Origin of the sequence: Brevundimonas sp. (assembly GCF_027487935.1) — a bacterium.
In the GTDB taxonomy this organism is placed as follows: domain Bacteria; phylum Pseudomonadota; class Alphaproteobacteria; order Caulobacterales; family Caulobacteraceae; genus Brevundimonas.
The window spans coordinates 1-20997 of the sequence record NZ_JAIYCP010000021.1 but is presented as its reverse complement, the minus strand read 5'-3'; the positions used below and the strand labels follow the sequence as shown (position 1 = coordinate 20997).

The window sequence follows — 20997 nt, the reverse complement described above, 5'->3', positions numbered from 1 at the left end:
GAGCCGCCCCCATGGCCGACACCTATTCCACCCTCCTGATTGAACGCCACCCCGACGGCTATGCGGTGGTGACCCTGAACCGGCCCGAGGCGCTGAATGCCCTCAACTCGGCCCTGTTCAGGGACCTGTCGGACTTCCTCGATGCGGTCGAGCACGATGACAGCGTTCGCTGCCTCATTCTGACCGGCTCGGGCGACAAGGCCTTCGCCGCCGGCGCTGACATCAAGGAGATGTCGGACCAGACCTATGCCCAGATGTATACGGGCAATTTCTTCGCCCTCGGCCACGACCGCATCACCCGCTTCAGGAAGCCGATCATTGCCGCGGTCAACGGCTTTGCCCTCGGCGGCGGCTGCGAACTGGCCATGCTGTGCGACTTCATCGTCGCCAGCGACAAGGCCAAATTCGGCCAGCCCGAGATCAACCTCGGCGTCGCCCCCGGCATCGGCGGCTCCCAGCGCCTGACCCGGCTGGTCGGCAAGTCCAAGGCCATGGACATGGTCCTGACCGCCCGGATGATGGACGCCGCCGAGGCCGAACGCGCCGGCCTCGCCAGCCGCGTCGTCCCGCACGACACCCTGCTGGACGAGGTCCGCAAGATCGCCGCGAAGATCGCCTCGCAAAGCCCGCTCGCCGTCATGGCCAACAAGGAAATGGTCAACGCCGCGCTGGAGACCACCCTGACCCAGGGCGTCCAGTTCGAACGCCGCCTGTTCCACAGCCTGTTCGCCTTCGACGACCAGAAGGAAGGCATGGCGGCGTTTGTGGAGAAGCGGAAGCCGGTGTTCACGGGGAAATAGGGGCGGAGGCTCGAGGGATTAGGGATTAGGGATGAGGACGTTGAGGTTCAGAGAGCCGCTCCAAACCCGAGCCCCCAATCTCTAAACCCTGGCTCCCAGACTCTTCGTTGACCCCCCCACCCCTTTCCGCTATAGCCGCGCGCTCTTCGAGATTTCCCCGCCGTGGACCGTGCTCCGCGGCGTTTCCGTTCGTAAGGTTTGACTGATGGCCAACAACCCCGGCGCCAAGAAAGCGATCCGCAAGATCGCGGCCCGCACCGAAGTGAACAAGGCGCGCCGCACGCGCGTCCGCACCTTCCTGCGCAAGTTCCAGGAAGCCGTCACGGGCGGCGACGCGGCCGCCGCGAAGACCGCCTTCATCGAGGCCCAGTCCGAGTTGATGCGCGCCGTCTCCAAGGGCGTGGTTCACAAGAACACGGGCTCGCGCAAGGTCGGCCGTCTGGCCGCCCAGCTGAAGAAGATGGCCGCCGCCTGATTTTTCGGACCGCGGACGGCCTTTCATCCGGCTGTCACGGCAAAATACAGTGATTTCAACGGCGAGGGCGCGAAGGCTCCCTCGCCGTTTGCACGTGCGCCGGTAACCCCGATCCGGCGAAAAGGCGTTCGCTTGCCGGGCGAAATCAGGATTTTCGTTTACGAAATCCGGCTTTAGCGGAGTCAACAATTTTAACTGCAATTCGATTCGCGAATCAGCGTTGACGCACCCCTCGCCGAGGGTAAGTTCGAGCCGCTGACGCACTTCCATTCCCATACGGAATGAATGCGGCGCGGAACCTGTTTTCGTGTCGGCGTGAGACGCCTGTTCCAGAGTACGACCCCACCTGCGCGGCACCAGCCTCGCGGGACAGGAGAAGTCGTCCCGGTCCAGGCCTCTCCCGAAGCGCGTCCGCAACAGGGCTTGGAAGGGTGGCTATGCTGAATACGGGGAGCGCGCACATGGCGGGGATGACGGATCCGGATCGTATCTGGACCGAGGCGGCCGGCCGCCTGCGCAACGAGATCGGCGAGGGACCTTTCAGCTCCTACATCGCCCCCTCGGCTGTGCGCGCCGACGGCGCCGGACAGCTGATCCTCGTCACCCCGACCGCCTATGCCCGTGACTGGGTGCGCAAGAACGCCCTGCGCCGCATGAACGAGCTGTGGCTCGGCCTCGACGGCCTGTCGCGCCGCCTCGAGGTCCGCTGCCGCGCCGAAATGGGCTCGACCCCGTCGGCCTCCCAGGTTGCCGCCGGTCGTGCCGAGGGGGCCGCCGTCATTCCGTTCCAGCCCCTGGCCATGCCCATGGCCACCGTGCCGCCGGTCGCCGACGGGGCCCGCGCCGTGCGCGCGGCCGGCCTGCAGGAGCGGCTGACCTTCGACAGTTTTGTGGAAGGGCAGGGCAATGCCTTCGCCCTGGCCATCGCCCGCCAGGCCGCGGCCTGGGCCGACGGCCATTTCAACCCGATCTTCTTCTGCGGCCCCTATGGCTACGGCAAGACCCACCTGCTCAATGCCATCGCCTGGGAGGCACAGCGCCTGCGCCCGGACGCCCGGGTCGTCTATCTGACCGCCGAACGCTTCCTGTCGACCTTTGTGCGCGCCACCCAGGACCGCACCATGGCGGCCTTCAAGGACAGTCTGCGCAACGCCGACATGCTGCTGATCGACGATGTCCAGTTCGTCGGCGGCAAGGCCGGCACCCAGGAAGAACTGCTCTCGACCCTCACCGCCCTGATCGAGGACGGCAAACGCATCGTCCTCTCGGCCGACCGTCCGCCCATGGCCCTGACCGAGGTCGAGCCGCGCCTGCGCAGCCATCTCGCCTCGGGTCTGACCTGCCCGGTCGAGCAGGCGGACCGCGCCCTGAAACTGGCCGTGGCCCGCAACCGGATCGAGGCCCTGGCCCGGCTCGGCGTCGTCTCGGGTGAGGCCCGGGCCGAGGTGCTCGAACATCTGGTCGATCGCACGCCCGGCTCGATGCGCGAGCTGGAAGGCGCCGTGAACACCCTGGCCGCCGTGGCCGGTGCCCGGCTGTCCTCGCTCAGCGTCGACGAGGTCCAGGCCCTGCTGGGCTCGGCCCTGCGCGGCGGCCCCGAGCGCCGCATCACCGTCGACGAGATCCAGAAGACCGTCGCCGACCATTTCAGCCTCAAACAGGCCGACCTGCTCTCCGAGCGGCGCACCCGCGCCGTGGCCCGCCCGCGCCAGATCGCCATGTGGCTGTGCAAACAGCACACGACCCGCTCCTATCCCGATATCGGCCGCCGCTTCGGAGGCCGCGATCACACCACCGTCCTGCACGGGGTGCGCAAGATCGAGGAGCTGATGGCCCAGGACGACCAGATCGCGCGGGATGTCGAGGCGTTGACGCGCAAGCTGCGGGGCTGAAGCCAGGGATTAGGGATTAGGTGTTAGGCCGGGCCGCGGCCGGCGGGGCTTGTCCACACATCGATGGGTCGGGGTCCCCAATCCCCAATCCCCAATCTCTAATCCCTCGCCCCTTCCTTGCTCCCCGCCACCAATCCGCTAGTGTCAAAGGCCCTCTATTCGCGACGCCGCCGGTGAGTCGCTGTATCCGGGCCGAGACCACATGCAACTGACCATCGAACGATCCGCGCTCCTGAAGGCCCTGGGCCATGTGCAGAGTGTCGTCGAGCGCCGCAACACCATCCCGATCCTGTCCAACGTCCTGCTCAGCGCCGGGCACGACAAGCTGTCGTTCGCCGCCACCGATCTCGACATGGAGATGGTCGACGAGGCCGAGGCCCAGGTGAATGTCGAGGGCCAGATCACCGCCCCGGCCCACACCCTGTATGAGATCGTGCGGAAACTGCCCGACGGCGCCGAGGTCTCGCTCAGCTATAACGGCGACGACCCCCGTCTGGTGGTCCAGGCGGGCCGTTCCAAATTCAACCTGCCGGTCCTGCCGGCGGGCGACTTCCCGGTGATGTCGACCGACACCTCGGGCACGCGGTTCGCCCTGCCCAAGGAAGACCTGGCCCGGCTGATCGACAAGACCCGGTTCGCCGTCTCGACCGAAGAGACGCGCTACTATCTGAACGGCCTGTATCTCCACACCGTGGCCGAGGCCGGCATTCCCCTGCTGCGCGCCGTGGCCACCGACGGGCACCGCCTGGCCCTCGCCGAGACGCCCGCCCCCGAAGGGGCCGCCGGCGGTCCCGGCGTCATCGTCCCGCGCAAGACCATCGACCAGGTCCGCCGCCTGCTCGACGACGGCTCCGGCCCGGTCGAGGTCATGGTCAGCCCGCAGAAGATCCGCTTCGAATTCGGCAATGCCAGCCTGACCTCCAAGGTCATCGACGGCGCCTTCCCCGACTATATGCGCGTCATCCCCAAGGGGAACGACAAACAGGCCGACATCGACAACACCCTGTTCGCCCAGGCGGTCGACCGCGTCGCTACCATCTCGGCCGAGAAGAGCCGTTCGGTGAAACTGGCCTTCGACCTCGATCGCGTCACCCTGACGGTGCGCAATATGGAGGCCGGGCAGGGGGTCGAGGAGGTCGAGATCGGCTATTCCGAAGAGCCCTTCGAGATCGGCTTCAACGCCCGTTACCTGCTCGACGTCGCCGGCCAGATCACCGGCGAAACCGCCCACTTCAAATTCGCCGACCCGGCCAGCCCGACCCTCGTCCTCGATCCGGGCGATCCGGGCGTGCAGTATGTGCTGATGCCGCTGCGGGTGTGAGTTGACGGACCCTGAATCCCGTCTGGTTTTTCGAGGTGCGGCGTGGAAGTCGGGATTGCGAACGCTCGGATCCCTCGCTTTCGTCGTGGTCGCCATCCTGCTCTTCAACAGCGGCTATGAGTCCCGGCGGTTCTCGCGGGAGGTGATCGAAATCGTCTCGATCGTTTGCATCGCGGCGTTCGGTTTAAGTGGAATCCTGTCGTTCCTTAAACTCCTGTTCCCCTCTGAACTTGTCCTGACACCGGAGGGGTTCAGCGTCCGTGGCCTGCGGAAATCGGTACTGATCCCTTGGCGAGATGTTCAAGCCTTCGGATTGGTCGAAATGCCCGGCGGCGCGACCATGGCCGGATTTGTGCTCAAGCCGAGCGCGAAATCGGGCTCTCGTGACCGCAGCGTGACGAAGTTCATGGTGCCGGGTTTTGATGGGACGATCGCCGTCTTTCCGGAAGAAAAACCGGCTTGGATTGTCAAAGTTTTGAATGAGTGGCTGCAGCGTTACGCGCCGGACCAATAGTCGGGCACCCTTGATCACCGCCCTCGCCCTCACCGACTTCCGCCTCCAGGGGACGCCTCCTTGGCCCTCGCGGCGGGGGCGGCGGTGCTCCATGGTCCCCACGGCGCGGGCAAGACGAATATTCCGCATACCATTGGCCTGACCACCCCATGAAACAGCCTTTCGAACAGGTCGAGGTGACCACTCGCAGCCAATGGCGCGACTGGCTGGCCGCCCACCACACCCGGACCGAATCAATCTGGCTGGTCACGTACAAGGCCAACACCTCCCAACCCCGCGTACCCTGGGACGACCTTGTTGAAGAGGCGCTGGCATTCGGCTGGATCGACAGCCTGCCGCGCAAGCTCGACGACGAGCGCACCATGCTGTTGATGTCGCCGCGCAAGCCCGGCTCGAACTGGTCCGGCGTCAACAAGGCCCGGATTGAAAAGATGACCGCCGCCGGTCTGATGCATCCCGCTGGCCTCGCGAAGATCGAACAGGCGAAAGCCGACGGCTCCTGGGCCGCGCTCGACGCGGTCGACCGGCTGGAGGTTCCCGCCGATCTTGAGGCCGCGTTCGACAACCGGCCCGGCGCGGCGGCGGCGTTCGAAGGTTTCCCGCCCTCGACCCGGCGCGGAATCCTCGAATGGATCGGTAACGCCAAACGGCTGGAGACGCGGGCGAAGCGGATCATGGAGACCGCCGACAGGGCCGCGCGGGGCGAGCGGGCCAATCAGTGGCGGTAAGGCCCGGCGCGCGCTAGGACCGATGCCTTGATCACGTCCCTGACCCTCACCGACTTCCGCTCCTATGCAGCGGCCACCCTGCCGATCGCGGCGGGGGCGGTCGTGCTTCATGGGCCCAACGGCGCGGGCAAGACCAATCTGCTGGAAGCCCTCAGCCTGTTCACCCCCGGCAAGGGGCTGCGCGGGGCCACCGCTCCCGAGATGGGCCGCCGCGAGTCGGGCGAGGCGACCGGCCGGGCCTGGGCCGTCGCCGCCGTCCTCACTGACGGGGATGAGGAAACGAAACTCGGCACCGGCGTCCAGTCGCCCGGGGCCGCCCGCCGCATCGTCCGCATCGACGGTGAGACGGCCCAGCCCGGCCGGCTGCTCGACCATCTGCGCCCCGTCTGGGCCACGCCCGAACAGGACCGGCTGTTCTCCGACGCCCGCGCTGCGCGGCTGAAATTCCTCGACCGGCTGGTCTTTGCCGCCGACCCGGCCCACGCGGCGTCCGTCTTGGCCTATGAAAAGGCCCTGCGCGAGCGGCTGCGCCTGCTGACCGAAGGGGTGGAAGGCCGCGCCGCCGACCCGCTCTGGCTGGACGCCCTGGAGCTGCGCCTCGGCGAGGCCGGGGCCGAGGCCGCCATCGCCCGCGCCGCCGCCCTTGAGACCCTCCAGGCCGCCATCGACGCCCGCAACGACCGTCCCTTCCCCCAGGCCGACCTCGGCCTGACCGGCGAGGCGGAAGCCATGGCAACCGCGGGCGCCGGCCCCGAGGCCATCGCCGCCGCCATCCGTGAGGGTCTGGCCCGCAGCCGCGCCCGCGACGCCGCCGCCGGCCGCTCCCTGTTCGGCCCGCATCGTTCCGACCTGACCGCCCTGCACCGCGAGAAGAACCGTCCCGCCGCCGAGGGGTCCTCGGGCGAGCAGAAGGCGCTGGTGCTCAATCTGATCCTCGCCCAGATCACCCGATTGGCCGACCAGAGTGCGCCGCCGGTCCTGCTGCTCGACGAAGCCCCCGCCCACCTCGACACGGCCCGCCGCGCCGCCCTGTTCGACGAGATCGAGGCCCTGGGCCTGCAGGCCTTCATGACCGGCACCGAGGCGGAGCTGTTCGCGCCCCTCCGCGGCCGGGCCCAGTTCGTGCGGGTGGAGGGCGGCGGCTTCGCCTGACGTCGCATCCGGAGCCCGGTGAACGACCGCCGGTGTTCGAACCCCTTCAGCGAAGGTTCATCACAACGAACACAACGGAGAACCACAAAGGACACGACGGGACCGGGGGGCGTCACCGTCGGCGTTCCGGGGTCACGCAGACAGAATTGATCGCGAAGCGATCGAAAGACATCGAGGGAGACATTCCCGATTCATGCCCTTGGCACCGGCCCCGTCGTGTCCTTTGTGGTCCTTTGTGTCCGTTGTGATGAACCTTCGAACCTGACCGTCGCGCCGGCATCCGGGACCCTCGACTCACAACGCCCCCAAGCCCCGCTTTTCCTCGCAATTCCGGACCGATTCCCTGTATGTTGCAGGCCTCGGCGCGACCCGGATTCGCGTCCCCGAAACCGTCCGTTCAAGGCGGCCCGACTGCCGCCTTCACAGGCCCTCCCGGAGGGCGTTTCACCGACCGAATTCATGACCGACCAGACACCGACCGCGCGTAACGAAGACACCGCCGAAGAGGCCGCCTACGGCGCCGATTCCATCAAGGTCCTGAAGGGGCTGGATGCGGTGCGCAAACGCCCCGGCATGTATATCGGTGACACCGACGACGGCTCGGGCCTGCACCACATGGTCTATGAGGTGGTCGACAACGCCATCGACGAGGCCCTCGCCGGCCACGCCGACCTGGTCCAGGTCATCCTGAATGCCGACGGCTCGGTCACCGTCACCGACAACGGCCGCGGCATCCCCACCGACATCCATGAGGGCGAGGGCGTTTCGGCGGCCGAGGTCATCATGACCCAGCTGCACGCCGGCGGTAAATTCGACCAGAATTCCTACAAGGTCTCGGGCGGCCTGCACGGCGTCGGCGTCTCGGTCGTCAACGCCCTCTCGGACTGGCTCAAGCTGGTCATCTACCGCAACGGCAAACGCCATGAGATGAAGTTCGCCCGTGGCGACACGGTCGAAAGCCTGAAGGTCACCGGCGATGCGCCGATGCGCGACAACGGCAAGGTCCTGTCGGGCACCGAGGTCACCTTCTTCCCCTCGGTCACCACCTTCGCCCACATCGATTTCGACCTGAAGACGCTGGAACACCGGCTGCGCGAGCTGGCCTTCCTCAACTCGGGCGTGGTCATCAAGCTTCAGGACCATCGCGGGGCCGAGAAGTTCGAGGAAATCCTGCACTATGAAGGCGGGGTCGAGGCCTTCGTGCGTCACCTCGACAAGTCCAAGACGCCCATCCTCAAGGACGTCATCGTCATTCGCGGCAAGAAGGAAGGGATCGAGATCGATCTCGCCCTGTGGTGGAACGACAGCTACCACGAGACCATGCTGTGCTTCACCAACAACATCCCCCAGCGGGATGGAGGCACCCACCTCTCGGCCTTCCGCGCCAGCCTGACCCGGATCATGGGCAGCTATATCGACGCGGCCGGCGCAGCGAAAAAGGAGAAGGTTTCGGTCTCGGGCGAGGACGCCCGCGAGGGCCTGACCTGCGTCCTTTCGGTCAAGGTGCCGGACCCCAAATTCAGCTCCCAGACCAAGGACAAGCTGGTCTCGTCCGAGGTCCGTCCCGCCGTCGAGGGCCTGTGCTCCGAAGGCCTTTCGACCTGGTTCGAGGAACATCCGGTCGAGGCCAAGGCCGTCGTCGCCAAGATCATCGAGGCCGCCGCCGCCCGCGAGGCCGCCCGCAAGGCCCGCGACCTGACCCGCCGCAAGACCTCCATGGACATGGCTTCCCTGCCCGGGAAACTGGCCGACTGCCAGGAACGCGATCCGGCCAAGTCCGAACTGTTCATCGTCGAGGGCGATTCCGCCGGCGGCTCGGCCAAACAGGCCCGTAACCGCGAGAACCAGGCCGTCCTGCCCCTGCGCGGCAAGATCCTGAACGTCGAGCGCGCCCGCTTCGACCGGATGCTGTCATCCGAACTGATCGGGACCCTGATCCTGGCGCTCGGCACCGGCATCGGCCGCGACGATTTCAACGCCGACAAGCTGCGCTATCACAAGATCATCCTGATGGCCGACGCCGACGTCGACGGTGCCCACATCCGGACCCTGCTGCTGACCTTCTTCTATCGCCAGATGCCCGAGCTGATCGAGCGCGGCCACGTCTTCATCGCCCAGCCGCCGCTCTACAAGGTCTCCAAGGGCAAGCAGTCGCGCTACCTCAAGGACCAGGCCGAGATGGACTCCTATCTCATCGAGGAGGGCTCATCCGAGGCCGAGCTGGACCTGCCGACCGGCGAGCGCCGCACCGGCCTGGACCTGCAGTCCCTCGTCCGTGAGGCCAAGGCCTTCAAGGCCGGCGTCGATCGCCTGAGCCAGCGCGCCCCGGCCTTTGCCATCGAACAGTCGGCCCTGGCCGGCCTGTTCGACGAGGCCGCCGCCGATCCGGCGAAAGCCGCGGCCCGCCTCAACCTCTATGCCGAGGAAGGGGATGGCGACTGGAACGGTTCCCCGGGAGCCCAGGGGGCCGTGGTCTTCGAACGCGTCCGCCGCGCCGTCAATGAGCGGATCGTGCTGGAAGAGGCCCTGATCCGCTCGCTCGACGCCCGACGTCTGGCCGAACGCGCGGCCGCCTTCGAGGGCCTGTTCGACAAGCCTGCCGTCTTTCGCCGCAAGGACAAGTCGGTCACCGTCCGTGGTCCGCTCGACCTGCTCGAGGCGGTTCTCGACGCCGGCAAGAAGGGCATCGCCATCCAGCGCTACAAGGGCCTGGGCGAGATGAACCCGGAGCAGCTGTGGGAGACCACGCTCGACGTCAACGCCCGCACCTTGCTGAAGGTGCAGGTCGAGCATCAGGAAGACGCGTCTGACCTGTTCGCCAAACTGATGGGTGACGTGGTCGAGCCGCGCCGCGAGTTCATCCAGGCCAACGCCCTCGACGCTGCGGTCGACGCCTGAGGCTCAGTTCCGGCCGGCGTCGACGAAGTCCTTGATGGTCGGCCAGATCGGCGGCTGGGCCCGCGACCCGTCACAGACGACCTGTTCCAGGTAGTCCGGCGAGGTGTTGGCGCGGACCGGCACCCATTCCGCGCCCTCCTCAGGGTAGCGGCCCATCTCCGCGCCGTCGGGGCCGTATTCGACCATACCCGCCGTGCGCCACTGGCTGTTCGATCCACACCGGAACTCGAAAGTCTCAATCGTATGGCTGTAGTCGCCGGCATCGCCGGTCCGCGCCACGGTTGCGACCAGCACGCGCGTGATCTCGCCCTCGACCACAATGCTGTCGACGTCCGCCATGAAGACGCTGCCGGTGCTGCGTGAGTACGGATGCCAGGTCTCGGCCGCCGCCTGTGTTGCGCAAAGGCCCAGCAAAGCCAGACCGCCCAGTAGATATTTCACGATGACCTCCCTTGATCCCCGATGACATGATGCGCGGCTGGACGGCTTTGGCAAGAGCGAGGTTAGGCGGCTTTACGCAGTCCCGCCGGCGCGGCCAGGAGCGGCTCAATCAGCCATTGCGCCAGATACCGCACCACCGGCACGGCCACACCGTCGCCCGTAAGATGACAGGCGGCGCTGTATGACCCGGGGAGCTGATAACTGTCGGGGAGGCCCATCAGCCGGGCCGTTTCCCGCGCCGACATCAGACGGGACCGGACCTGCCCGTCTTCGACCACCAGCAGGGTCTGACGGCTCGATCCGCCCCCCGGCGTCCTCAGGCAGCCGGCGAGGTCGAACCGCACCTCGGCCCGCTGGACCGGCAAACCGGCGGCATCACGGCGGGTTCTCCTGTACAACGCTCCGACGCGCCGCTCGCCGGACCGCTGCGCCGCCTCGACCTTGGCCAGATTTTTCGGCGACATCAGCGTCAGTAACCGGCCGGTCTCAGCCTTCGAATGCCAGCGGACGTCGGTTGGCCCGGCTTCGATGACGGACTCCAGCCCGACGTTTGAAATCCCGGGCTCCGGCAACCGCCACCAGACCATCCGATGCTGCAACGCGTCCGGCAGCCGGTCCACGGCCCGGCGCAGGGACGGTGTATGGAACAGGCCGTCAGCCGCCGGCCTCATTACAGCCGGGTCGATGGCCATATCCTCACGCACACCGATCACGAACAGGCGTGGCCGGGACTGCGGCAGGAAGCGGTCGGCATTGATGACCAGCGCCCCGGACCGGTAGCCGGCGTCGGCATAGGTCTGGCAGATGACCTCGAAATCCCGTCCACCATGAGAGGTCAGGGCTCCGCAGACATTCTCTACGGCCACAACCCGCGGTGCCCGGTTCCCGGCGGCCAGGTCGCGCGCCAGAGCCCAGAAGTCGTGAAACGTGCCGGACCGCCGGCCCCCGAGGCCCGCGCCGACGCCGGCCAAGGACAGATCCTGACAGGGAAATGACCCCCACATCAGGTCCGCCACGCCGGGAAGGTCTGCGGCGGTCAGGGCGGCAATGTCCCCCACCCGCAGTCCGGCGTCTCCCCAGTTGGCGCGATAGGTCGCCGCCTTGGCCGGATCCAGATCATTGGCCAACAGGCATTGCCAGCCCTCTCCCAGGCCGGCGCGCACCATGCCGCCACCGGCAAAGAACTCGTAAAAGCGCCCCGGCGCGGACTTCCTGACGGACGATTCGACCATATCGCGACGCTGACGCGAGCGCGGGCGGAAGTCCACAGACGGCCCCATCCAGGAAAAATCCGGTGCCGCTAAAGCTTATGAAAGGGTCGGCGTGCGAGGGTTTCCGGTCAGCACGGAACCGGCATGCCCGTCATAAGATTTGCGCTCGTTGTCGTCTTGCTCTTCGGTCTCGGTATCCCGACCGGAGCCGAGGCCGCGACCCAATCCCGCGAGAGCCGCATCGAGCTGGCCCGGCGCGTGGAGGAACGCGCCGCCGCGACAAGCTTCCCCGCCCTTGAGGCCTTCGGCGAGGCCGCCATGTCCGTGCCGGGTCGCGAAGGGCTGAACCGGCTCTACCATGTGATGTGGATCAGCCTGAACCAGGGCGATTTCGAACGGGCCGAGGTCTGGAACAACCGCCTGGCTGCCGAAGCCCTGGAGCGTCGGGACCAGCGGTACCAGGCAATCGCCCGGCTGAACGCCCTGTCCATCCGTTACGACAGCGGCGATACGGCTGCCGCGGTCGAGATCGACCAGATCGCCCGCACCTCGACGGACTGGTTCGTCAAGGCACATGCCAAGCGCCTCAGTGCGCTTGCGCTGATGGACCGCGACCGTATCGGCGAGGCGCTGCGCCTGCTGAGCGCGGCGGACGCCCTGATTCCCGACAAGGCCCCCTATGCTGACACGGCCCGCGCCGGGCTCTGGGAAGTCACCGGCCTGGCCCTGATGGACCTGAATGACATCGAGGGGGCGACCGCAGCCTTCCGCCGCTTCGAGATCGACCTCTCCAACCCCGCCTATCCACGCCCCGATTTCGACGCCCTCTACAACCTGACGCGTCTGTCCGTTCAGGTCGGTGATCAGGAACTCGCGACCCGGCTTTACGCCGCTCATCACCGGCTGTCGCGGCGGGCGGGATTGGGAAGCCTGATGGTCTATGACGCCAACCTGTGCGCCATGGTGGCCGACGGTGGCGGTGACTCGCAGGGTGTCCTGGACTGTCTGTCGCCTTACGGGGCCGACCTCGGCGAAGCCGAATTCCTTGCGCCCCAGATGTTGCCATCCCGGGCGCTCGCCTACGCCCGGACCGGCCAGCTCGGCCTCGCCCGACGAGATCTCGCAGAGATCCGGCGTCGTGAGGCTGCCGGCCTTTTCCGCGAGAATGGCTTTTCGGAGGTTCCGAGGGTGGAGGCCGCCCTGCTGTTCGCCGAGGGCCGGACCCGCGATGCCTTCCAGCGTCTGGAGGCCTATCACAAGGCACAGGAGGTGCAGATCGCCCGCCGGTTCAGCGCCGGTATCGGTCAGGTGACGGGCGATATGCAGGAGCAACTGGCGGAACGTCGACGTCAGCTCGATACGGCACGGACCAATACGCGGCTGCAGAAGGACATCATCAATTCCCAGCGATGGATGGTCGGCATCGCCGGGGTCTTCTTCCTGACTGCCGCAGGCCTGCTCGTCTGGCAGTGGCGCTCGGCCGTGCACCTGCGCCTGGCCCGTCAGGCCGCCGAGGAAGCCAGCCGGTCCAAGAGCGACTTCCTCGCCAATATGAGCCACGAAATCCGCACCCCCCTGAACGGGGTGGTTGCCATGGCCGACGCCCTGGCCCGAAGTGAGCTGGGTCCGCGCGAACGCGAGATGGTCGATATCGTCCGCGCCTCCAGTGATACGCTCGAACGCCTGCTGTCGGACATCCTCGACACCGCCAAGATCGAGTCCGGCCAGATCACGATTGAGCCGGCACCGTTCCATCTGGCGGATGTCGTGCGCGAGACCGCCGCCCTGTGGCGACCGATGGCCGAGGAGAAGGGCGTCGCACTGACGATCGGCATTCGCCCGGAAGCAGAGCGGCTGGTCCATGGCGACGTGGTGCGTGTCCGCCAGATCCTGACCAATCTGGTCAGCAATGCGCTGAAATTCACGGCAGCGGGTGAGGTCAGGCTGAACATCGAGGATGGTGCTGACGACCACGTTCGGTTCACCGTCACAGATACGGGCGTGGGCTTCGAGCCGGATCAGAGGGACCGGATTTTCGGTCGCTTCCATCAGGCAGACGGCTCCATCACGCGCCGCTTTGGCGGCACCGGCCTTGGCCTGACGATCTCACGCGATCTGGCCGACCTGATGGGGGGCAGTCTGGACTGTGTGAGTCAGCCGGGTGTCGGCTCCCGGTTCTGGTTCGAGATACCCTTGCCGCAGGTCGACGCCGGCCAGTCCGGCGAGGTGCCGGTCCCGCAATACGAGGAGTCCACTGTACCGCTCCGGATTCTGTTGGCGGACGATCATCCCGCCAACCGCAAGGTCGTCGAGATTCTGCTGGCGGGGACCAGCGCCGAACTTGTCGGCGTCGCGGATGGGAGCGAGGCGCTCGAGGCCTTCCGGGGTGGAGGTTTCGACCTGGTCCTCATGGACATGCAGATGCCGGTGATGGACGGACTGACCGCCACGGCCGAGATACGGGCCCTCGAGAGGGAGCTTGGCTGGGGCCGCACGCCGCTGCTGATGCTGACCGCCAACGCCATGCCCGAACATATCGAGGCGGGCCGCAAGGCGGGGTCCGACGGTCACCTCGCCAAGCCGGTCACCATGGCGACCTTGTTCGACGGGATCACACAGGTCCTGGCCTCGAGCGCACCGGAATCCGAAGTCCGGGCTGCCTGACCCGGGACGTAAGCCGGGGTCGTTCAGCAGGGTCAACGCCGCCCATCAGGACTGGCGACAACGGCCGCAGGCTCCGATCAGGCAGGGATCGGTCCTCTTTCCAGTGCCCGCAGCACCTCCTGCGCCAGAAGCGCGGCCGGCCCTCCCGCGCCCCGGGCGGACATCAGGGCGATCTCGCTGTCGGCCAGCATCGGCAGCCCTCTCGCCAGCACCGCAAGGTCGCGGGGAGCCATGGCGGCGGGAAGCACGCCGACTCCGAGGCCGGCGCGCAGGGCTGCCATCTGGCCGGCGAGGCTCGGCGAGGTGAAGGACGCGCGGAACCCTATGCCGGCCTCCGTGAGCGCGCCGAGGGCCCGCTTGCGATAGATGTCCGGGGCCGGCGCAATGATCAGCGGCAGCGGCGATGCCTCAATGATCGAGGCGTCGAGCGCCACCCAGACCAGCCGTTCGCTCCAGACCCGGACGCCCAGTTCGGGCCCGACGGGCTCTCGCTTGATCAGTGCCAGATCCAGCATGCCCCGCGACATCTGGTCGAGCAGGTTGGCGGTATAGTCGCAGGTCACCGACAGTTTGATGCGCGGATGCCGGCGCGCAAACGCCCCGAGGATCCGGGGCAGATGCATGGTTGCGATGTCCTCCGGCGCCCCGAAACGGACCTCCCCCTCCAGGTCTCCGTCCCCGAGCGTCGAGATGATCTCATCATTCAGCCGCATCAACCGGCGGGCTTGAGGTAACAGCGCGGCGCCCTCTGTGGTGAGGCCGACCCCCTTGCCACCGCGATCCAGCAAGGGGGATCGCAGTTGATCCTCCAGCCGGCGGATCTGCAGGCTGACGGCGGGCTGGCTCCGGCCGAGCAAGGCCGCGGTGCGGGTAAAGCTGCCTGTTTCGACGACCGTTACGAAAGCCCGCAGCAGATCGATGTCCAGGTTGACCAGCCGATCGGCCATTGCATTAACATCCGTTATAGCCAGCATCACACCAATAAACTGGATGCCGACGCCGGTCGAGGTCATTCGGACCGACCCTCATCTGACCGGTTGACCCATGCCCGACTTTTCCTCCGCCCTGGCGCTTCTGACGTCGCCGGCCATTCTGTTCTTCTTCATCGGGGCAGCGGCGGCGTTCGCGCGCTCGGACCTCACCATTCCCGAGCCGGTCGCCAAGGCCTTGTCGCTCTATCTGATGTTCTGCATCGGCTTCAAAGGCGGGGTGGAGGCCCGTGCCGCCGGACTGAACGGGGATTTCATCGCAGCGGGTGTCATCGGTATCGCGCTCAGCGCCCTGATGCCGCTGGTCGCCTTCATCATCCTGAAGCGCACATCCCGACTGGATCGTTCGACCCTCTGCGCCCTGGCGGCCACCTACGGATCTGTTTCCGTGGTGACCTTTGCCGCCGGCCAGCAGCATCTCGAGGCCGTGGGCCTGCCGGCCGGCGGCTATATGGCGGCTGTGCTTGCCCTGATGGAGACCCCTGCCATCCTGACGGCCCTGCTCCTGCTCAATGGCGCCGGTCGGGGCGAGCCCGGACGCCGGCGTACCATTCTGAAGGAGGTCTTCGTCGGTGCTGCCATGGTCATGTTGCTGGGCAGCTTCCTGGTCGGCCTGGTTTCCGGCAACGCCGGTATGGCCAAGCTGGAGCTTTTTGTGGGGCCGTTGTTCCAAGGGGCGCTGTGCTTCTTCCTGCTCGACATCGGCCTGATCGCCGCGCGCCGGCTTATGGAGGGCGGCCGCAAACTGTCGCCCGGCGTCATCGCTTTCGCCCTGGGGTTTCCGATGCTCTCGGCCGCCGTGGCGCTGGGGCTTGCCCGGCTCGCCGGACTGGACGTCGGCAATGCCGCGCTTCTGACCATACTCGCGGGTTCGGCCTCCTATATCGCGGTGCCCGCTGCCATGCGGCTGGCGGCACCCGAGGCGGACACCGGCGTGTTTGTGACGGCGTCCCTGGCGATCACCTTCCCGTTCAACCTCACCGTCGGAATCGCCCTCTACACCGCGGCTGCAGTCTGGTTCTGGGCGTGACACAGCCTGCTGTTCCCGCCGGTCGTGGGTAAGTTCGGGGCGCGGAGATCCCCGCGTTCCGGGATCAGCCGCAACCGGCCGCCGAATAACGTATGGCTGGGTTCATGTTGAAATCGGCCGGAGCGATGCGTTCCCGGTTTTCTGGTTTCTATCTATACCTAAAAACATAAAGGTTAACTTGTATCGATATGAAACAGATTAAGAGATTGTCGATTTAACTGTATTCAGCAACGGCTCGAAAATCATGATCTTGTAAATCTCCCGTCTGTTCAAGCAGGCGAGGGGCCCGGGTGATGAAAAAAGCTGTTGTAGCGGCGTTGTTTTCGGTCGCTCTCGCCGCTCCGGCGTCAGCCTTGGGTCAGACGGTGTTCCCGTCGACCAATCCCAATGCGGCGGAATGGGCGCTGATCCGGTTGACGCCCGCCCTCGTGAACAGCGCCAAGGGCGGAGCCGGTGTCATTGTCGGTGTCTACGACGGGCGGGCCGATTGCCGGTTTGCAGACCTTGCCGGTCGCTGCAGCAACCTGCTCTTCAGCAACGGCATCTATTCGTCCTACAGCGACCATGGAACGCACACGTCCGGAACGATCGCCGGTGCCCGATTTGGCACGGCCACCGGCTCTTCAATCCTGAACTATGCGGTGTTTGACAACCGGGGCTATATCGCCGGCGGGAGCGGCCTGACCAGCGCCTGGATCGACGCGGCCAACCGCAAGGCCAGTATCGCCAGCATGAGCTTCGGCTGCGCCCGCATGGCCCTGTGCCTGAGCGCCTCGGAAATCCGGACGATGGCCAGCACCCCGCTCTCGGGCATGCTCTTCGTCAAGGCCGCGGGCAACGACGGTGCCACCTTCGGCAATGAGATGATCCCCGTGGCCGCCGCAGACGCGAGGACCGCGCTGTCCCGTTTGCTTCTGGTCGGCAGCGTGAATCTGGCGGGAACAATCTCGACCTTTTCCAATCGTCCCGGCGAGGGCTGCCTGTTGGCCGGCGGCGCCACCGCCTGTGCCGAGAACATGAAATGGAAATACCGTTTCCTCGTTGCACCCGGCGAGATGATCTACGCAAACCTGCCCGGCAACAGCTACGGCTTTATGTCCGGAACCAGCATGGCGACCCCGATCGTGGCGGGGGCGGCGGCGCTGCTGGAAGGCCGGTGGCCGGCCTTGAAGGCCAGACCCGCCACGGTTGCCGACATTCTGTTGAACTCCGCCACGGACATCGGGGCAAGGGGTGTCGACCCCGTCTACGGCCGGGGGCTGCTGAACGTCGAAAGGGCGTTCCAGAACGCGGGAACCACGGCCATCATCGCGCCGAACGGCCAGGCAGTGGTTGTTTCGGGAGCGTCGCTGACCGTCGCCCCGGTCATGGGAAAAGCCGCCGGTTCGCTGTCCGATGTGACGGCGTTTGACGCCTACGGTCGTGACTACGCCCTCAACGAGGTCAGCAATTTCTCGGTCAGGGCGGCCGCGCGGGATCCGGGAACGGTCAGCGCTTCGGCGATCGACATGGGCGGGCAGGACGGCTGGGCACCGAACTTCTTCGCGGGGCCGTCGGCTCCGGTCGCCTACGTCGGCTTCGGGCCTCGTGCCGCGGCCGGATCCGGGCGGTTTGCGATGGACAGGACCCTCCGCGCAGGCATGGACGCGCCCATGGGCGGCGCGGTCGTGGCCCTGCGTCTCACCGGCGCCACCGAGACCCGCTCGGACTTCGCCTCGGACCCGGGGCTGAGGCCCCTGAGCTTCTTTGCCTCCTCGGATCTGCTCGGCCGGTCGGCGCTGACCGGTGTGAGCCTGCCGATGAACAGTGGCGGCCGGCTGGTGGTGTTCGGCGCGACGTCGCTCGGCGCGAGCCCCGGAATCAGCGAGGACGACGGCCATCGACTGGTCGTCCGGCCGGGCGCGACGGACTTCGAGCAACGCATGGAGATGGACCGTTCCCCCATGCGGCATTCCACGGTCGGCCTGGGCTACTGGGCCCGACCCGACAGCCGCACGATTGTCGGCCTCAGCCTGACAAGCATGGTCCAGCGCCATGGCTACTATGATCTTGCATCCGATCTCTCGAGCTTCGATGCGCCGTTCGTGCTCAACAGTGTCGGCCTGGCCGCCAGTCGCACCTTTGGTGCCTGGGAGGTCTATGGCGCTGCCGAGACCACCGCGATCGGTGCGCCGGAGTCGCGCGGGCCGATCGGTTTCTCCGACAGCGTCCTTGTTTCGGGCGAGATCGGTGCCCGCATCTCCCGGACCGGCCCGGGCAAGGCCGCGCTGCGGGAAAGTCTCGCCATGGCGCTGCGCGCCGCGCCCCAGGCCGTTTCAGGGCACCTGGACCTGAACTACAGGGCGCCGACCGCAGACGGCCTCGAAACCGAAATCGTCTCCCGCCGGTCCTCGCTGGCCGAGGTTACGGGCCGGCCCGTCCTCATCGAAGCCAGCTATACGCTCGAGGACGGCCAGACCTGGTCTGCCCGCCTGCGCGGCGGCGCGGACCTGACCGGTTACGGCGAGTACCACCTGGCCGCAGAAGCCCGCCTTACCTTCTGAGCCGGTTCGGCACCCGCAGGGTGCGCGTCGGCTGGACGGTTTCAGGGGAGAAAATGGCGCGCCCGGAACGATTCGAACGTCCGACCCTCAGATTCGTAGTCTGATGCTCTATCCAGCTGAGCTACGGGCGCGCTTGGCCGCGAACGGCGAGGGCGGGTATCTAGCGGAGGCGGGGGCAGGGGGCAAGGGCTGTCGGGCGGGTTTTCGGTCCTGCCGTCCGGCAAGGCCCGGGCGCTGCGAAACGGCAGGGGTTTCGTTCTCGCGGGTGGCGGGCCAAGGTGCGGTGACTTCCCGCTTCTGCCTTCTCCGGATGAGTCCGCCATGATCCTTTTCCCGCACCGGCCGCTGCGCGCCGTCACGGTCGCTGTTGTCGCCCTGGCGCTGGGTCTGGCCGGATGTGCGGGCGGCCTGACGACCCCCTGGGCGTCCGCCGGGCGCGCGGTGACCCCCTCGCCCGGCGCGGTCCAGCCCCCGATGGCGCGTGGGCCGTTTGTGTCGGCGGCCAATCCGCTCGCGGTCGAGGCCGGATTGAAGGTCTTGCGCGAGGGCGGCTCGGCGGTCGATGCGGCGGTGGCGGTGCAGGCAGTGCTGGGTCTGGTCGAGCCGCAGTCATCCGGCCTCGGCGGCGGGGCCTTCATGATGGTTTTCGACGCCGGTACCGGCGAGGTCACAAGCTATGACGGCCGTGAAACCGCGCCCTCGACCGCGACACCCGAACTGTTCTTCGAGAACGGCCGGCCGCTGGGGATCGGCGACGCGATCCTGAGCGGTCGGTCGACCGGCGCGCCCGGGGCCGTGGCCATGCTGGCCAAGGCCCAGGCGGCGCATGGCCGCCTGCCCTGGAGCGCCCTGTTCGGCGATGCGGAGCGGCTGGCGCGTGACGGCTTTGTGGTCAGTCCGCGGCTGGCCGGTTTCATCGCCGCGACGCGGGGGCAGGCGCGGACGCGATGGGCCAATGCCTATTTCACCCGCGCCGACGGCGAGCGCTATGTCGCGGGCGATGTTCTGAGAAATCCGGCCTATGCCCGGACCGTGGCCGAGCTGGCGGCGGGCGGGGCCGAGGTCTTCTATAATGGCCGGATCGCGCGCGAGATCGCCGCCACGGTGGCGGAGGAGCCGCGCCCCGGCACCCTGACGGTCGAGGACATTGCCGCCTATGAGCCGATCGAGCGGGGGGCCCTGTGCCGGCCCTACCGGATCTATGTGATCTGCGTCCCGCCGCCGCCCTCCAGCGGGGTGGCGGTGCTGCAGCTGCTGGCCATGGCCGAGCGGACGCCGGACATCGCCCTGGGTCCGGACAGCGCCGAGGCCTGGACCGCCTTCGCCCAGCTGCAACGCCTGATGTACGCCGACCGTGACCGCCATGTCGCCGATCCGGCCTTTGTGGGCGTACCGGTGCAGGGGCTGCTGGACCCGGACTATACGGCGGCCCGCGCGGCCCTGGCACCGGGCCTTACGGGCGCGGCCACCGCCGGGACACCGCCCGGGGGGGCGTTTGTCGGGCCGGATGCCACCCGGGAGCCGGCGGGCACCTCGCATTTTGTCATCGTCGACGCAGCGGGCAATGCGGTCAGCATGACCACGACGATCGAGAGCGTGTTCGGCTCGGGCCGGATGGCGGCGGGCTTCTTTCTCAACAATGAGCTGACGGACTTCTCACTTGCCCCGCTGCGGGCCGACGGCGCGCCGGCGGCCAATGCCGTGGCGGCGGGCAAGCGGCCGCGATCCTCCATGTCGCCCGTTCTGATTTTCGATCGTGAAGGGCGGCTGGTCGGTGCCCTGGGTTCGCCGGGCGGGCCGTCTATCCTGGCCTATAACGCCCGGGCCCTGATCGCCGTGCTGGACTGGGGCCTGCCGGTCCAGACAGCGTTCAACCTGCCCAATCTGGTGGCGCGGGGTGACGGTTTTGGCGCGGATACGGAGCGATTCTCCGAAGCCCTGCGGGCGGGCCTGGCGGCGCGCGGCGTGACCCTGAGGCCCAATGACAGCGAAACCTCGGGCCTGCACGGCGGACTCTGGCGTCAGGGCCCGGACGGCTGGGCCTGGGACGGCGGCGCCGACGACCGCCGTGAGGGTGTGGCCAGAACAGGGCCCCGGGACTAGAGCAATCGGCGCTCCAGTTGACGCATGGGCCTCCAGCGACAAGGGTTCATCACAACGAGCACAACGCGGTCACAACGGACACGACGGGATCGAGACGGTGGCACCATCGCGGATCGCTTCCTTCAGGCTCGATTTTTCGTCGAAGGGAGGATCGGCGGCAAAGCCGCCCTTGTCTCGTTTCGTTGCCGGGAAGGATCGACACACGCGGCAACCGCACGGTCCCGTCGTGTCCGTTG

Annotated in this window: 15 protein-coding genes and 1 tRNA gene; 12 read left to right on the top strand and 4 right to left on the bottom strand. The window is 67.2% G+C overall.

Annotated features, from left to right (window positions below; genetic code table 11):
- Positions 1–11: 11 nt before the first annotated feature.
- From Q0053_RS07440 to gyrB, 8 genes are all read left to right on the top strand, one after another.
- Positions 12–800, top strand: coding sequence for an enoyl-CoA hydratase-related protein (locus Q0053_RS07440; RefSeq protein ID WP_298098140.1), 789 nt, complete (start codon positions 12–14; stop codon positions 798–800).
- Between the two features lie 205 nt (positions 801–1005).
- Complete coding sequence (rpsT, locus tag Q0053_RS07435) at positions 1006–1275, top strand: 30S ribosomal protein S20 (RefSeq protein WP_298098138.1); 270 nt, start codon at positions 1006–1008, stop codon at positions 1273–1275.
- A gap of 461 nt (positions 1276–1736) precedes the next feature.
- Positions 1737–3167: a chromosomal replication initiator protein DnaA gene (gene dnaA / locus Q0053_RS07430; protein ID WP_298098136.1), complete on the top strand. Its 1431-nt coding sequence runs from the start codon at positions 1737–1739 to the stop codon at positions 3165–3167.
- A 202-nt stretch (positions 3168–3369) separates the two neighbouring features.
- Positions 3370–4488 carry a DNA polymerase III subunit beta gene (dnaN, locus tag Q0053_RS07425; RefSeq protein WP_298098133.1) on the top strand — a complete coding sequence of 373 codons (1119 nt, stop codon included), beginning with the start codon at positions 3370–3372 and terminating at the stop codon, positions 4486–4488.
- 85 nt (positions 4489–4573) lie between these two features.
- On the top strand, positions 4574–5002 hold the full coding sequence (locus tag Q0053_RS07420; protein ID WP_298098130.1) for a hypothetical protein: 429 nt from the start codon (positions 4574–4576) through the stop codon (positions 5000–5002).
- Positions 5003–5151: 149 nt separating this feature from the next.
- Positions 5152–5730 (top strand): YdeI family protein, encoded by a 579-nt coding sequence (locus Q0053_RS07415; protein ID WP_298098127.1) that lies wholly within the window; start codon positions 5152–5154, stop codon positions 5728–5730.
- A 27-nt stretch (positions 5731–5757) separates the two neighbouring features.
- Positions 5758–6882 carry a DNA replication/repair protein RecF gene (recF, locus tag Q0053_RS07410; RefSeq protein ID WP_298098124.1) on the top strand — a complete coding sequence of 375 codons (1125 nt, stop codon included), beginning with the start codon at positions 5758–5760 and terminating at the stop codon, positions 6880–6882.
- A gap of 459 nt (positions 6883–7341) precedes the next feature.
- Positions 7342–9780 carry a DNA topoisomerase (ATP-hydrolyzing) subunit B gene (gene gyrB / locus Q0053_RS07405; RefSeq protein WP_298098122.1) on the top strand — a complete coding sequence of 813 codons (2439 nt, stop codon included), beginning with the start codon at positions 7342–7344 and terminating at the stop codon, positions 9778–9780.
- Positions 9781–9783: 3 nt separating this feature from the next.
- Here gyrB and Q0053_RS07400 read toward each other — a convergent pair whose 3' ends face one another.
- Both Q0053_RS07400 and Q0053_RS07395 read right to left on the bottom strand, forming a co-directional pair.
- A complete protein-coding gene (locus Q0053_RS07400; RefSeq protein ID WP_298098119.1) occupies positions 9784–10221 on the bottom strand; it encodes a surface-adhesin E family protein in 438 nt (145 codons plus the stop codon).
- Between the two features lie 62 nt (positions 10222–10283).
- Complete coding sequence (locus Q0053_RS07395; protein WP_298098116.1) at positions 10284–11453, bottom strand: DNA cytosine methyltransferase; 1170 nt, start codon at positions 11451–11453, stop codon at positions 10284–10286.
- A 123-nt stretch (positions 11454–11576) separates the two neighbouring features.
- Here Q0053_RS07395 and Q0053_RS07390 point away from each other — a divergent pair, with 123 nt between their 5' ends.
- Positions 11577–14096 carry an ATP-binding protein gene (locus Q0053_RS07390; protein ID WP_298098113.1) on the top strand — a complete coding sequence of 840 codons (2520 nt, stop codon included), beginning with the start codon at positions 11577–11579 and terminating at the stop codon, positions 14094–14096.
- Between the two features lie 77 nt (positions 14097–14173).
- On the opposite strand, the gene Q0053_RS07385 is transcribed toward Q0053_RS07390, so the two are convergent.
- The gene (locus tag Q0053_RS07385) at positions 14174–15109 is read right to left on the bottom strand and encodes a LysR substrate-binding domain-containing protein (RefSeq protein WP_298098110.1); all 936 of its coding nucleotides are present in this window, start codon (positions 15107–15109) and stop codon (positions 14174–14176) included.
- 31 nt (positions 15110–15140) lie between these two features.
- Between Q0053_RS07385 and Q0053_RS07380 the strand changes: the two genes are divergently transcribed.
- Together Q0053_RS07380 and Q0053_RS07375 are read left to right on the top strand one after the other, a co-directional pair.
- Complete coding sequence (locus Q0053_RS07380; protein ID WP_298098108.1) at positions 15141–16115, top strand: sodium-dependent bicarbonate transport family permease; 975 nt, start codon at positions 15141–15143, stop codon at positions 16113–16115.
- 293 nt (positions 16116–16408) lie between these two features.
- Entirely contained in the window at positions 16409–18658 is a 2250-nt protein-coding gene (locus Q0053_RS07375) for a S8 family serine peptidase (RefSeq protein WP_298098106.1), read from the top strand.
- A gap of 54 nt (positions 18659–18712) precedes the next feature.
- Here the strand turns inward: Q0053_RS07375 and Q0053_RS07370 are convergent.
- Positions 18713–18789, bottom strand: a tRNA-Arg gene (locus tag Q0053_RS07370).
- A gap of 190 nt (positions 18790–18979) precedes the next feature.
- On the opposite strand from Q0053_RS07370, the gene Q0053_RS07365 reads away from it, so the two are divergent.
- The gene (locus Q0053_RS07365) at positions 18980–20761 is read left to right on the top strand and encodes a gamma-glutamyltransferase family protein (protein WP_298098103.1); all 1782 of its coding nucleotides are present in this window, start codon (positions 18980–18982) and stop codon (positions 20759–20761) included.
- Positions 20762–20997: the final 236 nt, after the last annotated feature.

Bases quoted from the DNA above. Each gene is read 5' to 3' on its own strand.
- rpsT (WP_298098138.1), top strand. From the start codon at position 1,006: ATGGCCAACAACCCCGGCGCCAAGAAAGCGATCCGCAAGATCGCGGCC.
- Q0053_RS07385 (WP_298098110.1), bottom strand. From the start codon at position 15,109: ATGACCTCGACCGGCGTCGGCATCCAGTTTATTGGTGTGATGCTGGCT.
- dnaN (WP_298098133.1), top strand. From the start codon at position 3,370: ATGCAACTGACCATCGAACGATCCGCGCTCCTGAAGGCCCTGGGCCAT.
- Q0053_RS07365 (WP_298098103.1), top strand. From the start codon at position 18,980: ATGATCCTTTTCCCGCACCGGCCGCTGCGCGCCGTCACGGTCGCTGTT.
- Q0053_RS07390 (WP_298098113.1), top strand. From the start codon at position 11,577: ATGCCCGTCATAAGATTTGCGCTCGTTGTCGTCTTGCTCTTCGGTCTC.
- gyrB (WP_298098122.1), top strand. From the start codon at position 7,342: ATGACCGACCAGACACCGACCGCGCGTAACGAAGACACCGCCGAAGAG.
- Q0053_RS07375 (WP_298098106.1), top strand. From the start codon at position 16,409: ATGAAAAAAGCTGTTGTAGCGGCGTTGTTTTCGGTCGCTCTCGCCGCT.
- Q0053_RS07380 (WP_298098108.1), top strand. From the start codon at position 15,141: ATGCCCGACTTTTCCTCCGCCCTGGCGCTTCTGACGTCGCCGGCCATT.
- dnaA (WP_298098136.1), top strand. From the start codon at position 1,737: ATGGCGGGGATGACGGATCCGGATCGTATCTGGACCGAGGCGGCCGGC.
- Q0053_RS07395 (WP_298098116.1), bottom strand. From the start codon at position 11,453: ATGGTCGAATCGTCCGTCAGGAAGTCCGCGCCGGGGCGCTTTTACGAG.
- Q0053_RS07415 (WP_298098127.1), top strand. From the start codon at position 5,152: ATGAAACAGCCTTTCGAACAGGTCGAGGTGACCACTCGCAGCCAATGG.
- Q0053_RS07440 (WP_298098140.1), top strand. From the start codon at position 12: ATGGCCGACACCTATTCCACCCTCCTGATTGAACGCCACCCCGACGGC.